This window comes from Acinetobacter sichuanensis (assembly GCF_003024515.2).
Classification (GTDB): domain Bacteria; phylum Pseudomonadota; class Gammaproteobacteria; order Pseudomonadales; family Moraxellaceae; genus Acinetobacter; species Acinetobacter sichuanensis.
Window position 1 is genome coordinate 19,117 of the sequence record NZ_PYIX02000035.1, and the last position, 14,152, is coordinate 33,268.

At 38.5% G+C, this 14,152-nt stretch carries 15 protein-coding genes; 7 read left to right on the forward strand and 8 right to left on the reverse strand.

The window, feature by feature from the left end; genetic code table 11:
* Nucleotide 1: 1 nt before the first annotated feature.
* The gene (gene bfmR, locus C9E89_RS16780; protein WP_035267251.1) at nt 2–718 is read right to left on the reverse strand and encodes a response regulator transcription factor BfmR; all 717 of its coding nucleotides are present in this window, start codon (nt 716–718) and stop codon (nt 2–4) included.
* Between the two features lie 555 nt (nt 719–1,273).
* On the opposite strand from bfmR, the gene C9E89_RS16785 reads away from it, so the two are divergent.
* The 3 genes from C9E89_RS16785 (at nt 1,274) to C9E89_RS16800 (ending at nt 6,164) form a co-directional block, all read left to right on the forward strand.
* Nucleotides 1,274–4,150, forward strand: coding sequence for a ribonucleoside-diphosphate reductase subunit alpha (locus C9E89_RS16785; RefSeq protein WP_107009486.1), 2,877 nt, complete (start codon nt 1,274–1,276; stop codon nt 4,148–4,150).
* 456 nt (nt 4,151–4,606) lie between these two features.
* Complete coding sequence (locus tag C9E89_RS16795) at nt 4,607–4,738, forward strand: preprotein translocase subunit YajC (protein WP_107009488.1); 132 nt, start codon at nt 4,607–4,609, stop codon at nt 4,736–4,738.
* 142 nt (nt 4,739–4,880) lie between these two features.
* Nucleotides 4,881–6,164 (forward strand): ribonucleotide-diphosphate reductase subunit beta, encoded by a 1,284-nt coding sequence (locus C9E89_RS16800; RefSeq protein ID WP_107009489.1) that lies wholly within the window; start codon nt 4,881–4,883, stop codon nt 6,162–6,164.
* A gap of 96 nt (nt 6,165–6,260) precedes the next feature.
* Here C9E89_RS16800 and lysM read toward each other — a convergent pair whose 3' ends face one another.
* The 6 genes from lysM to C9E89_RS16830 all read right to left on the reverse strand — a co-directional run bounded on the left by lysM (nt 6,261) and on the right by C9E89_RS16830 (nt 9,964).
* Entirely contained in the window at nt 6,261–6,734 is a 474-nt protein-coding gene (gene lysM, locus C9E89_RS16805; RefSeq protein WP_107009490.1) for a peptidoglycan-binding protein LysM, read from the reverse strand.
* A 207-nt stretch (nt 6,735–6,941) separates the two neighbouring features.
* Nucleotides 6,942–7,178, reverse strand: a complete 237-nt coding sequence (gene acpP / locus C9E89_RS16810; protein ID WP_065994154.1) for an acyl carrier protein — start codon at nt 7,176–7,178, stop codon at nt 6,942–6,944.
* Nucleotides 7,179–7,263: 85 nt separating this feature from the next.
* Nucleotides 7,264–7,998, reverse strand: coding sequence for a 3-oxoacyl-ACP reductase FabG (gene fabG, locus C9E89_RS16815; RefSeq protein ID WP_107009491.1), 735 nt, complete (start codon nt 7,996–7,998; stop codon nt 7,264–7,266).
* Nucleotides 7,995–8,981 (reverse strand): ACP S-malonyltransferase, encoded by a 987-nt coding sequence (gene fabD, locus C9E89_RS16820; protein ID WP_107009492.1) that lies wholly within the window; start codon nt 8,979–8,981, stop codon nt 7,995–7,997. Before fabD ends, fabG begins: the two co-directional genes overlap by 4 nt.
* Before the next feature lie 158 nt (nt 8,982–9,139).
* Entirely contained in the window at nt 9,140–9,325 is a 186-nt protein-coding gene (rpmF, locus tag C9E89_RS16825) for a 50S ribosomal protein L32 (RefSeq protein ID WP_004723964.1), read from the reverse strand.
* A gap of 75 nt (nt 9,326–9,400) precedes the next feature.
* On the reverse strand, nt 9,401–9,964 hold the full coding sequence (locus C9E89_RS16830; RefSeq protein ID WP_107009493.1) for a YceD family protein: 564 nt from the start codon (nt 9,962–9,964) through the stop codon (nt 9,401–9,403).
* Between the two features lie 97 nt (nt 9,965–10,061).
* On the opposite strand from C9E89_RS16830, the gene C9E89_RS16835 reads away from it, so the two are divergent.
* Nucleotides 10,062–10,724 carry an elongation factor P hydroxylase gene (locus C9E89_RS16835; protein ID WP_107009494.1) on the forward strand — a complete coding sequence of 221 codons (663 nt, stop codon included), beginning with the start codon at nt 10,062–10,064 and terminating at the stop codon, nt 10,722–10,724.
* Nucleotides 10,725–10,806: 82 nt separating this feature from the next.
* Complete coding sequence (locus C9E89_RS16840; RefSeq protein WP_107009495.1) at nt 10,807–11,424, forward strand: L-threonylcarbamoyladenylate synthase; 618 nt, start codon at nt 10,807–10,809, stop codon at nt 11,422–11,424.
* Nucleotides 11,425–11,733: 309 nt separating this feature from the next.
* Here C9E89_RS16840 and C9E89_RS16845 read toward each other — a convergent pair whose 3' ends face one another.
* The gene (locus C9E89_RS16845) at nt 11,734–12,450 is read right to left on the reverse strand and encodes a GNAT family N-acetyltransferase (protein WP_107009496.1); all 717 of its coding nucleotides are present in this window, start codon (nt 12,448–12,450) and stop codon (nt 11,734–11,736) included.
* Nucleotides 12,451–12,760: 310 nt separating this feature from the next.
* On the opposite strand from C9E89_RS16845, the gene C9E89_RS16850 reads away from it, so the two are divergent.
* Nucleotides 12,761–13,552 (forward strand): segregation and condensation protein A, encoded by a 792-nt coding sequence (locus C9E89_RS16850; RefSeq protein ID WP_107009497.1) that lies wholly within the window; start codon nt 12,761–12,763, stop codon nt 13,550–13,552.
* On the forward strand, nt 13,549–14,139 hold the full coding sequence (scpB, locus tag C9E89_RS16855; protein WP_107009498.1) for an SMC-Scp complex subunit ScpB: 591 nt from the start codon (nt 13,549–13,551) through the stop codon (nt 14,137–14,139). Before C9E89_RS16850 ends, scpB begins: the two co-directional genes overlap by 4 nt.
* Nucleotides 14,140–14,152 lie beyond the last annotated feature (13 nt).

Genomic DNA, 14,152 nt, shown 5'->3' on the forward strand with positions numbered 1-14,152 from the left:
GTTACATTCCATTTGTTTCTTTAACAAATAAGTAACCTTTACTACGCACTGTTTTAATACGCTTTGGATTTTCAGGATCATCACCAATTTTTGGACGAATACGTGAAATGCGCACATCAATTGAGCGATCTTGACCATCATACTCAATCCCACGCAGACGTTCAAAAATATCTTCACGTGACAAAATTCGTCCAGCATTTGAAGCGAGCAACCACAATAGGTCATATTCCGCACTGGTAAAATCAACCAATTCACCATTTAAAGTCACAGAACGTCCACCATTGTCAATCACAAGATCATCAAATTCGATGCGTTGCGCCACTTCATCTTCTGGTGTTTTGTCCGTGCGACGTAATAACGCACGAATACGCGCCAGTAAAACGCGTGGTTGAACAGGTTTAGCAACATAGTCATCTGCACCCATTTCTAAGCCTAGCACCTGATCCATATCTTCAGTACGTGCTGTAAGCATCAAAATTGGTTGATGATAATGTGGACGAACTTCTCGACAAACGGTTAATCCATCTGCACCTGGTAGCATCACATCCAACACAACCATATCTGGTTGTTCAGCAATGATACGACGAATTGCACGATTTCCGTCTGGTTCTACCCCAACTTCAAGTCCATTTCGAATTAAATATTCTTGAGTTAAACGCGCTAAACGCTCGTCATCTTCAACAATTAAAATTTTTGGTAACTTTTCTTCTTGGCTCATACATATGCCCCTTTATTTAACCTAATCTCTGCATACAAATCTCGCAGATTCAACACACTATGTTTTGCAATATACACACGTTTACATTGTAAACAAGACCCTATTCACCAAACTGATACATGAGCGTATCAATTTGTTATATTTTTATTAACTATTGAATTGTAGATAGTTTTCCTTAATAAACATTTATTTTTTATTATTCATTGTCATTCCTCTTATTCTTAAGAATATTTTTTATACAAAAAGTTTCATTGTTCACATTCTGTCTCATTAAACTGACTGTTTTTAGTTATCCACAAGGTTATCTATAAGCACCTTGCTCAGAGTTTGCTATGCTATACCCTTGTCTAATAAGACATATATAAAAATACCTCAAGCCGTCAAAAATTTTGCATTTTTTTTTACTGCTTTGAGAAAAAAAAATTATCGAAATGTCAATATTGATCTCCCCTAAATTTTACCGTATCTTGTGCCCTAATTTAAATTAAACCACTAAGTATTGTGTTTAGTCCTCAAATATCAAGATAAGTATTGATCGTATTTTATCTGATTCAAATGGTCCATAAACATAACAATGATGACAATGGAGCTACGCTGACAATGAACGCCATTACTACCCCTGGTCAACTTCAAGTGATTAAACGCACTGGTGATGTTGCCCCGTTTGATGCAGAAAAAATTTCTGTAGCAATTGGCAAAGCTTTCTTGGCTGTTGAGGGTCAACAAAGTGCCGATTCAAGCCGTATTCATGACCGCATTACACAATTAACGGAAATGGTATTAAATACTTTTAATCGTCGTTTGCCTTCTGGCGGTACCATTCATATTGAAGAAATTCAAGACCAAGTTGAATTGGCACTTATGCGTACAGGTGAGCAAAAAGTTGCTCGTTCATATGTAATTTATCGTGAGCAACGTTCAGAAGCACGTAAACAAACCAATGCTCATCATCATCCAACTTTACAAATCACAGATGCGAATGGTCAGCTTCAGCCTCTAGATTTGAGCAGCCTACATGCCACGATTGAAACAGCAAGTGAAGGCTTAGAAGGTATTAATGTTCAAGCCATTGTCGATGAAACAGTTAAAAACCTATATAACGGTGTAAAAGAGTCTGACATCTCAACGACAATGATGATGGCAACACGTACACGTATTGAACAAGAACCAAATTATACGTATGTGACTGCACGTTTATTGCGTAACAACTTAGTTGCAACAGGTCTTAAATTCTTAGGTTTAGCAGCAGATACCCATGAAGGTGATGCGCTTGAAACTTATTTGAAGAAAGGGATTGAACTTGAGCTTTTATCTGCAGATCTATTAAATTTTGATCTTGCAAAATTAGCTGCTGCGATTAAACCTGAACGTTCAAACCAGTTTACATATTTAGGTCTACAAACTTTATTTGACCGTTACTTCATCCATTCTAATGAAGTACGCTTTGAACTTCCGCAATTGTTCTTTATGCGTGTGTCGATGGGTCTTGCGCTAAACGAAGAAAATAAAGAAGATCGTGCAATCGAGTTCTATGACTTATTGTCAAGCTTCGACTACATGGCTTCAACTCCGACATTATTTAACTCTGGTACATTACGTCCACAGTTATCAAGCTGCTACTTAACCACGATCCAAGATGACCTTTATGACATCTATGGTGCAATGCGTGACAATGCCCTACTTTCTAAATGGGCAGGTGGTTTAGGTAATGACTGGACTCCAGTTCGTGCCTTGAACTCATACATCAAAGGCACAAATGGTAAATCTCAAGGTGTAGTCCCATTCCTTAAAGTTGCCAACGATACTGCGGTTGCCGTAAACCAAGGTGGTAAACGTAAAGGTGCAGTGTGTGCATACCTTGAAACTTGGCACTTGGATATTGAAGAATTCCTAGAACTTCGTAAAAACACAGGTGATGACCGTCGTCGTACCCATGATATGAACACAGCGAACTGGGTTCCAGATTTGTTCATGCAACGTGTATTTCAAGATGCTGAATGGACTTTATTCACGCCATCTGAAACGCCTGATCTTCATGATTTGACTGGTGCAGAATTCGCTGAACGTTATGCGTACTACGAAGGCATTGCCAAAGAACAAAACATGCTTCATAAGAAAATCCGTGCGAAAGACTTATGGCGCAAAATGTTGTCAATGTTGTTTGAAACAGGTCATCCGTGGATCACATTCAAAGACGTATGTAACTTGCGTTCACCACAACAACACGTTGGCGTAGTACACTCTTCTAACTTATGTACTGAAATCACTTTAAATACCAATAAAGATGAAATCGCGGTATGTAACTTAGGTTCGATCAACCTTGTACAACATGTTCAAGGTGGCAAACTCGATCGTGAAAAACTTGCACGTACCATCAAAACTGCGGTACGTATGCTCGATAACGTGATCGACATCAACTACTATGCTGTCCCACAAGCGCAAAATTCAAACATGAAACACCGCCCAGTCGGTATGGGTATCATGGGCTTCCAAGATGCTCTTTATGAAATGAATCTTGCATATGGTTCAGAAGCAGCTGTAGAGTTTGCTGATGAATCTATGGAAGTGATCAGCTACTACGCGATTGAAACATCAAGTAACTTGGCTGTTGAACGTGGTACTTACGAAACATTTAAAGGTTCATTATGGGATCAAGGCATCTTGCCAATCGACTCACTGAACCTTGTTGCTCAAACACGCCCTGAAGGTATGTTTGAAGTTGACCGCACTCAACGTTTGGACTGGGACACTTTACGTGCCAAAGTTCAAAAAGACGGTATGCGTAACTCAAACGTGATGGCGATTGCACCGACTGCAACCATTTCAAACATCTGTGGTGTTTCTCAGTCTATCGAGCCTACTTTCCAAAATCTTTATGTGAAATCTAACCTTTCTGGTGAATTCACAGTAATTAACCCGTACCTAGTACGTGCGTTAAAAGATCGTGGTCTTTGGGATTCTGTAATGGTCAATGATCTGAAACATTTCGAAGGTTCAGTACAAAAAATTGCACGTATTCCTGAGGAATTAAAAGCAATCTTTGCCACTGCATTCGAAGTTGAGCCACGTTGGATTGTTGATGCTGCATCACGTCGTCAAAAATGGATCGATCAAGCACAGTCTCTTAACCTTTACATCGCTGGTGCAAATGGTAAGAAACTCGATATGACGTACAAAATGGCATGGTTACGTGGTCTTAAAACAACGTATTACCTCCGTGCATTAGGTGCGACTTCTGCAGAGAAATCGACTATTAACACTGGTGCATTAAATGCCGTTAAACCAACGACTGTTGCAGCACCTGCTCCTGCCGCAGCGCCTGTTGTAGAAACTAAAAAATCTGAAGCTATTGAAGAAGAAGGTTTTGCAAACGCAGCTCCAGTACCACAAGCATGTTCAATCGACAATCCAGATTGCGAAGCTTGTCAGTAATTAATTAAAGGTATCAACATCAGAATAAAGGCTACCTCTGTAGCCCTACCTGATAAATCTTCAAACATGGGCTGCATGTAGCATAAGTTTTCTATATCGAGGATTTATGAAGAAGAAGAACGATGTCTTTGGTCAAAAGCTCAAGCTCACCAAAAAAGAAAAAGCTGAACACAAAAGTCGTATGGAGAAATTCGAAATTCTTTCTCTGTATTGGATTCAAATCCAAAGACTTTTCGAAATGCTATATACATATTTAGTCCAATTGGGAGAATTAGTTTTCCCTAATGAACACATAAAGAAGAAACTGTTTGATCTTCTTATAAAATTGATCACTAAATTTGGATGGTTTATTGTTACTCCAATTTTATTTCAATTTATCAGTGATCAATTCGCAGTGACTACTTTAATAAATAATTTCTTGATGTGAGGAATTATTAATAGATAAGAGGCTAAGAAATGTTCCATTTAAGTCATGACTATGAGTTAGGCGCAATTGCACTGATCTTAGCCTTTTTAATTTTTTATATCCCTGCTGTTTATGCATTCTTTGCAATCCGCAGACAACAAAAGCGTAAGCAAAATAAGTAGTGTTGACTTTCATTCAAATGAACAATTTGAATACATTCATCAGCGAAACTTAATTTTGCTTACACATAATGAGCGTATAGTAGTGACATCTTCGCTTGTGAGATGTCCATAACAGATATAAAGCAACGAAGAGAGAACAAACATGTCTATCCTAAGTTGGGACGATTTCGAAGATGATGAACCGAAACAAGCTGCACAAGCTCACCAGCCTGCGCCCGTCGAACCGAAGAAAGCGACTGATTCGCAAGTGGTATCTGATGCACAGCACGCATCGTCGAATTTGGCAGCTACACAACCCGCTCGAACCTATTCAGCAGGAACAACAAATTCAGCCGATCCATTGGCAAAAGCATCTAACGCTCTAGAAAATTTAGATGTTGCACCAGGCTTACAAGAGCTTGAAATGGGCGCACAACGTGTACAAGTTGACGACAAAGCCATGATCAACTGTCGTGCTGACTTGAACCAACTTGTACCATTCAAATACGAGTGGGCTTGGCAAAAATATCTTGATGGTTGTGCAAACCATTGGATGCCACAAGAAGTCAACATGACGCAAGACATTGCACTTTGGAAGTCTGAAAATGGCTTGACTGAAGATGAGCGTACTATTGTCATGCGTTCTTTAGGCTTCTTTTCTACCGCAGATTCATTGGTTGCAAACAATTTGGTATTGGCAATTTACCGTCACATTACCAACCCTGAGTGCCGTCAGTACATTTTGCGTCAGTCTTTTGAAGAAGCAATCCATACGCATGCATACCAGTACTGTATCGAATCTTTGGGCATGGATGAAGGTGAAGTCTTCAACATGTACCGCGAGATTCCTTCTGTTGCACGTAAAGCAGCTTGGGGCTTGAAATACACTCAATCTCTTAGCGATCCTACATTTCAAACAGGCACACCTGAAAACGATCAAATCTTACTGCGTAACTTGATCGCATTCTACTGCGTACTTGAAGGGATCTTCTTCTACTGTGGTTTCAGTCAAATCTTGTCTATGGGTCGTCGTAACAAGATGAATGGTGTTGCTGAGCAATTCCAATACATTTTACGTGATGAGTCTATGCACTTGAACTTTGGTATCGACATGATTAACCAAATCAAGATTGAAAATCCAAACTTATGGACAGCAGAGTTCCAAGAAGAAGTGATTCAAATGATTCTTGAAGGTACAATGCTGGAAATTGAATATGCACGTGACACTATGCCACGCGGTGTATTAGGTATGAATGCTGCGATGATGGAAGAATATCTAAAATTCATCTGTAACCGTCGCTTAAGTCAACTTGGTTTACCTGAACAATTTGTTGGTGTGAATAACCCATTCCAATGGATGTCTGAAATGATGGACTTACGTAAAGAGAAGAATTTCTTCGAGACACGTGTGACTGATTATCAGACTGGCGGTGCATTAAGCTGGTAAGGTCTAACACCTTGTAAATATCAAAAAAAGAACCTCAAATGAGGTTCTTTTTGTTTATTCTGCTTTAAAAGTAGAAATAGCGATTTTTACTCAAAATTATGCAGGAATACGTAATACTTGTCCTGGGAAAATATCATCTGCATTTTTCAACAATGGACGATTTGCCTCAAAAATTTTGTTGTATTGATTTGCATCACCATAAAATTCTTTCGAAATTTTAGATAAGTTATCACCAGATTTAACTGTATAAAACTTACTCTCAGGCTCTGGCGTTACTACAGTCAGTTGATCATCAACTTGTGCAACATGGTCAATATTTCCAACAGCTAAAATAATTTTTTCTTTATCTGCTTGAGTCTGCACTTGACCTTTTACTGTTGCCAAATCTGATGCACCATTATAGCTCACTGACAGACCCGTTACAGGCAAACCTAATGCTTTAATATGACCTAATAACTTATTTGCAATTTCTTGTGCTGATGGCTCTACAGGTGTTGCTGGCGCTGCTTGTGGCTCTGCAGGTGCTGTATTTTTCTTACCAATACCTTTTACAAAATCAAAAAGACCCATTGTGATTCTCCATAGTTTTTAACGATTATCTAATAAATGATTTATAAAAATTTGTACTCTATTTTTATAGCTAAAAAATATACTGAAATTGGTTGTCATTGGTAACAGAAACGTAACGGTATGTAACCAATGTTTTTGATTTATAAATAAAAAGCCACCTAAAAGGTGGCTCCAATCCATAGTGATCAATCACTATGCATTCAACGATTAACCAAGTTTTTTAGTTACATAGTCAATTGCTGATTGAACAGTTGTGATTTCGTTAGAATCTTCATCAGGAATAGTGATGTCGAAGTCATTTTCAAAAGACATTACAAGTTCAACAAGGTCTAAAGAGTCAGCACCTAAGTCATCCATAAAAGATGCCTCATTTTTGATCTCTTCAGCTTTCATACCTAATTGTTCTGCAACAGCTTGTTTAATGCGTTGTTCGATATCGCTCACAGGAATTCTCCTCATTGCTTGTGGCGGCTTTTAATTGCCGATAGTTTAATTGAATATTGAATTTTTTCAAAGTTAATACATGACATTAAGCCATGTATAACCCACCATTTACGTGTAATACTGTACCAGTGATGTAACTTGCTTTATCTGAAGCCAAAAAGCTCACAGCATTTGCAATATCTTGTGGCTCACCAAAACGATTTAAAGCTACTTGATCGCTCATTTTTTTGCGAATATCTTCACTTAACTGTTCAGTCATTTCTGTAGCAATAAAGCCAGGTGCAATACTATTGACCGTGATTTGGCGACTGCCCATTTCTTTTGCCAAGCTACGGCTGAATGCCTCAATTCCTGCTTTAGCAGCAGAATAGTTTGCTTGACCAGGATTTGCAAAATGCGCAACCACAGAGCTGATATTAATAATGCGACCAAAACGCGCTTTAGTCATACCCTTTAATACACGTTTAGATAAACGGAACACAGCTTTTAGATGAATATTTAAAATATCATCCCAGTCCGCCTCTGACATACGTAATAATAAATTGTCTTTCGTAATACCAGCATTATTTACTAGTACCATAACTGAACCATATTTTTGTTCAATATCAGATACTAAGGCATCAATCGCATCACCATCACGTACATCTAAAACGGCACCTGCGCCATTTTCTGCAAAAGTTGCAGAAATTTTATCTGCACCAGTTTCAGAAGTTGCAGTACCAACCACAAAATAACCATCTAAAATAAGTTGTTGAGCAATGGCTGCGCCTATTCCTCGACTTGCACCTGTCACTAATGCGACTTTGCGTTCTTGTGTCATGCAATTTTTCCTTCTGCCACTAAAATGGCATTCAGTGCATCTTCCATGCGACTTTGTGTGTCAATTGGGAATGCTTTTTCAATGTTGGGTAAGCGTTTTGCAAGATTTGCAAGAACATTACCAGGACCACATTCTGCTACATACTGAATACCTTGATCTTGTAGGTATTGCATTGTTTTTGTCCACTGGACTGATTCATACAGTTGCGCAGTTAATGCTTGACGTAAAGCTGTTACATCACGAGCAATTGCTGCGTTGACATTTTGTATTACAGGAATACTTGGTAGCTCAATGGCAGTTTGTTCCAAAGCTTGTGCAAACTGTTCAGCCGCAGGTTTCATTAATGAACAATGTGATGGAACAGATACAGGAAGTGCTATTGCTTTACCTGATTGCTCTTTTGCTTGCGCCATGACTTCTTGTACCAGTGCTGCTGCACCTGCAATGACCACTTGACCATTTGCATTATAATTTGCAGCTTCAACAGAACCTTGTCCTGTTTGAGAAGCAGCTTGACACAGTGCAACCACTTGAGCATCTTCTAGCCCTAAAATAGCTGCCATCGCGCCTTCACCTTGTGGTACAGCCGATTGCATTAATTGACCACGTAAATGAACTAATTTCGCTGCATCTGCTAATGAAATTGCATTTCCTGCAACCAAAGCGCTGTATTCACCCAATGAATGACCTGCTAGATATTTAGGTGCAACCCCACCTAAATCCAACCATACACGCCACATTGCAACACTTGCTGTAAGCAAGACAGGCTGAGTATTTTCCGTTTGGTTAAGACCTTCACCACTTTGGGCGATATTCCATAAATCAAAACCAACAGCTTCTGAAGCTTCTGTAAATGTTTCTTTTACTACACCAAACTGCTCTGCCAATTCAGCGAGCATACCTACTTTTTGTGAACCTTGCCCAGGAAACAAAAAAGCAGTCTTTGTTGCTTGAGCAGCTTGCTCCAGTCGTTTAGCAGACATATAAAAGTCCTTTCTTCATTTTCAGCTCGTTTCCGATGCGGCAATTTAACATTTAATTTAAATAATTTTAATTGCCAAATACAACAAAAAAACAAGACAAAAAAAGGGAGCATAATGCTCCCATTTTTTCACCAAGCTTTCGCTTAATGCATCAACAATTATTCAGCATCAGCTGCTTTAGCGAATAATTGACGACCACGGTAGAAACCATCTTTAGTCACGTGGTGACGACGGTGAGTTTCACCAGTAGTTTGGTCTACAGTTAATGCATTCTCGGTTAAAGCGTCATGTGAACGGCGCATGTCACGGCGAGAGCGACTTTTACGGTTTTGCTGAACGGCCATGATGGCTCCTTACAAAGATCGAAAAAATGGATCAGAACAATTCGGTTGTCTTAACTCAACATTATAACACAAAATTTAGTTAAGTTTACCCTTTAAACTTGCTAAAACATCAAACGGATTATCCCGTTTTTCTTCAACAATGTCCTGATCAACTGGCTGATGTTTATGCTCACAAGCATCATGCTTAGGAGACATTGGTATCAACGTTATCAATTCATCTTCTATTAGAGAAAGTAAATCAGCAGTTGCAGGGGTATTAGTTGCGTAATCTCCCCGCGTTGTTGCTTCACTTTCGCCTAAGACGATGTAATCAGCATCCTCATCCAAGCGCTCTATCAGTGACTCATCATCGATTAAAGCTATATGGAAGTCTGAAACGAGTTCGATTTCAACGGCGTCCAAACAACGTTGGCATTCCATTGGCGCTTTCGTTTCAACATGACCATCTAACCATACGATACGATGATACGCATCCATTGATAGTGTACAGTCTATAATGATCAATTGATTATCAATTGACCCAACAGCTTCACGAGCGATACGAACAAAGCGAGACAATGGCAGTGTACCTGACCATGCAAAGCCCTGTTCAGCCCATTTAAACGGCTCAATCTGTGCCGGAAAGGTTTTTGCTGACATAATTAAGGCGGCAATTCTACAAATTCATCGGTACTCTGTCAAAGATTAAGATACAATTTTGTACTTATTTAGACAGATCATTTGGGTAATTTAAGTCATGCATCAGTTGCAGCCGCAACCTGAAGTCACCACTTCATTACAGTTAAACACTGATTTAACTTCAATTTCTTCTGAAAAACCAAGCCTTGTGCAACGTTTACAATGGTGTGATTTACAAACTGAAGTTCAACAGGTCGATTGGCTTATCTTACACTTTAATCTTTGGTTTTCCCACCTAAATGTGACACTTGTTCGTGGAGATTTTGAACCAGAATATTTTCCAGCAACAAAAAGTGAAGCAGCACGCATTCAATTTGCACATGGTTATTTTAATAGCGCCTTACATGAAATCAGCCATTGGAGTATTGCAGGTGAGCAGCGTCGTTTATTGCCTGATTTAGGTTATTGGTATGCACCTGATGGGCGTACAGCCGAACAGCAAGCACTTTTTGAACAAGTCGAAGTAAAGCCCCAAGCCATTGAATGGTTATTCGCCAAAGCTTTTGGGCGAAAATTTCGTGTATCACTTGATAATCTTACGGGTGAAGGCGGCGATGGCTCATCATTTAAGGATGATGTTTTTAATCAAGTACAACGTTATTTTTCAGGTGAAGCTCAACTTCCTAGAGATGCAAAACATTTCATCGCATGCATTTGCACTTGTACTCGAAGTGGCAAAACATTACAAAGTCATGAGTTTCAACGTGAAATGCTTGATTAATTTACACAAATCAACATAGTGACCTTGCAAGCGCCTATTCAAGCAAGTGATAATGAATGAAAAATATTCAGGAGAGAACAATATGTTGCATTTAAGAGTACATCCTGACAATCCTCAACCACGCCTCATTAGTCAAGCCGTCGAACGTATTCGTGCAGGCGATGTTGTCATTTATCCAACCGACGCAGCTTATGCAATTGGCTGTCAAATTGGAAATAAAAATGCCATGGAGCGTATTGCACAAATTCGTGGCTTAGGTCCAAAGCATCAATATGCCATTATCTGTGCAGATTTATCCGATATTGCCACTTATGCCAAAGTCGACAATGCCATGTATCGCTTACTTAAAGCCAATACACCAGCGGTAACGACTTATATTTTACCTGCAACAAGTGAAGTACCTCGACGTTTAATGCATCCTAAGAAAAAAACGATTGGTTTACGTGTGCCAAACAATACTGTCTGTCAGATGTTATTGAAAGAGTTAGGTGAACCACTGTTAACCAGTACTTTGATTTTACCGAATCAAGACCAACCTTTGGATGACCCTTTTGAAATTGAGCAACAGTTAGAAAAAAGAGTCGATGTTTTTATTGATAGCGGCTTAGGTACATTAACAACGACAAGCATTGTAGATTTATCAGGGGCAAATCCTGAAATCATCCGTCGTGGTGTGGGTGATGTCAGTGCTTTTGAATAAGCTGTTTTAAGAAATAATAAGTCTATAGTTTTGTTTTAATCTGAGCCGTTTTAATCTTAGCCCATATGCAAAACGCCCTTGAAGATGTAATGATTTATCCTGAACAGCCTTGGTATTTTTAATCAAATGCTGAGGTTATTTGGGATGAAAAAATATGATCTTCAAATCAAAAACTTGAATGTTTTTAAAAGCTGTTAAATGGAAGCCCCTGCGCTTTCAACTCATCTCATTGAGCAAGATGATCTACATTTATGCTCACTTTCATTTGCTTTGAAATTTAAAATGCTTCAAATCTAAATCGCTTGATCATTATTCTCTGGTTTGCAAACGCTTTTTTTGCTGACCCTTTGCATCAAAATTTTCAGAATTGAGCCAATTTTCATAAGCAATTTGTATCGTTTGCCATTCTTCATCAAGAATCGAATACCATGCTGTATTACGATTATTACCTTTAGAAATACGATCTTGACGAAAAATACCCTCAAATTGAAAGCCAAAACGTAATGCTGCCTGTCTTGAGGGTTCATTTAAGTCATCACATTTCCATTCAACACGCCTAAAACCTTGCTCAAAACACGCTTTTAATAATAAGTAAATCGTTTCAGTTGCAGCAACACTACGTTTCATTTGATGAGAAAAATACACATTCCCGATCTCGATCACTGCATGCTCAGAACGCTCATTCATCAGTGCAATCCAACCTAAAATCTTGCCTTCAACTTCAATCAAAAAATGTTTTGCTCCTGTAAAACCAAAATTTTTTTTCAATGCTTGTTCTAACTGAACTTGGAAGTTAAATGTCGAATATGGCAAATAAGTCCAACAAGCGTGATCTGGTTCACTTTCCATCGCTTTCCAAAGTGCTGAAAAAGCGGGCGTTTGTAAAACATCATTTTGAATAGGAAGTAAGCGTACATTGTTTCCTATTAAAATATTTTCTTGAAATTGTTTTGGCGTTTCTAGCGCTAGAGTTTTACCAATTTTTTGTCCAAATTCATTAACTTGGTGTTTTTGATAATTCAGCATTTTGATTTATTAACATGTAAAGGCTCTGAATTAATATGCCTGTTTTTTATAATTTTCTCTAGTCTATTTAAATATAATTATTGATTAAAAAATCGCACCATTATCACCATAAAAAATATTCCCTATTTATTTTCAGGTTTTTTTTGTTTTTATCACACCAAGTAATTTATTCATTATGATTTTTCCATTAGAATAAGCACTCTTTATATTCAGTGCTATTCGAATATCACTTCATCTCCCTAAACGCTGAAAAGTGAACTCCCGAATCGCCTTAACATGCCTTTGAAAATTCGCGTGGCTAAAAACGGTAATGACTCAAATAGTCCATAATTCAATGGAATCGCTTCCACCCATTCGAATACTCGATGAGTGGCAAGATTCAATTCCTGAGGATTTATACATCCCTCCTGCTGCATTCGAAATTTTGCTTGATCATTTCGAAGGACCACTCGACTTTTTGATTTATCTGATTCAAAAAAATGGTTTTGATTTACTCCAGCTTGATATTGCACCAATCGCAACCCAATATTTAGCTTATATGGATAACATGAAATCACTAAATATTGAGCTAACAGCCGATTATATGGTGATGGCTGCATTATTGGCTGATTTAAAATCTCGCCTCTTACTTCCTAAACCTAAGGCAATCAATTTAGAACAAGACCCTAAACAAGCTCTAATTGATCGTTTAGAAACATATTTAAGAATTAAACAAGCTGCTGAACGCTTGGGGCAAATGCCGATTTTAGAAAGAGATATTTTCCCTGCACAAGTTTCAATCGGGCAAACAACAAGCGTTTATGAAGGCTATGAAGCAGAAATGCTACGTGATGCCCTGTATTGTATTTTTAATCGCCCAGAACCCATCATTCATAAAATTGAACATGAACCTGTATTACTTGAAGAGCGCATCGCTTACATTGAACAAATGGCAAAATCAGGACAAGTGTTAAATTTTGAAAGTTTACTAAAATCCAACCAAGGTCGAATGGGCAGAGTTGTCACTTTTATGGCAATCTTGGAGTTGACCCGTCAACAGAAGATTTTGATCATTTCTAGTGGGCACGATGCTCCGCTTGCAATTCAAGGAGCAACGACATGACCATCGACCATAATAATGTGTTTAATGTAGATGAACTTCATCACGAAGTTTTGATGCAAATTGAAGCCATTATTTTTGCAAGTGATGTACCCGTTTCCGTTGCTCGCCTAAAAGAAGCTTTTCAAAATCAATATTCTAAACAACAATTGCACAACTATTTGCAGCAATTGTCTGTATTACAACATGGTCGTTCGATTGAATTGATCGAAGTCGCTCAAGGATATCGTTTTCAGGTTCGTGCAAAATATCGAAATACCATTGCACAAGTTTGGCCTGAACGTCCAACCAAATTATCCCCGTCATTGTTAGAAACCATTTCAGTGATTGCTTACCATCAACCCGTGACCCGAGCTGATATCGAGCAAATTCGTGGAGTGACAAATAATAGTCAGATACTCCGAACATTATTTGAATGGAACTGGATTAAAGAGTCTGGTTTTAGAATGCTCCCAGGAAGACCTGCGTTGTTAGTTACAACGCCTCAATTTTTAAATGCTTTTGGTCTAGTGTCTTTAGATCAATTGCCTCCCCTACAGGATGCCAAGGAAGCTTTTATGGCATTAGATGCGCAAGCGTCTAAGTCTTAAATAGGTACACTGT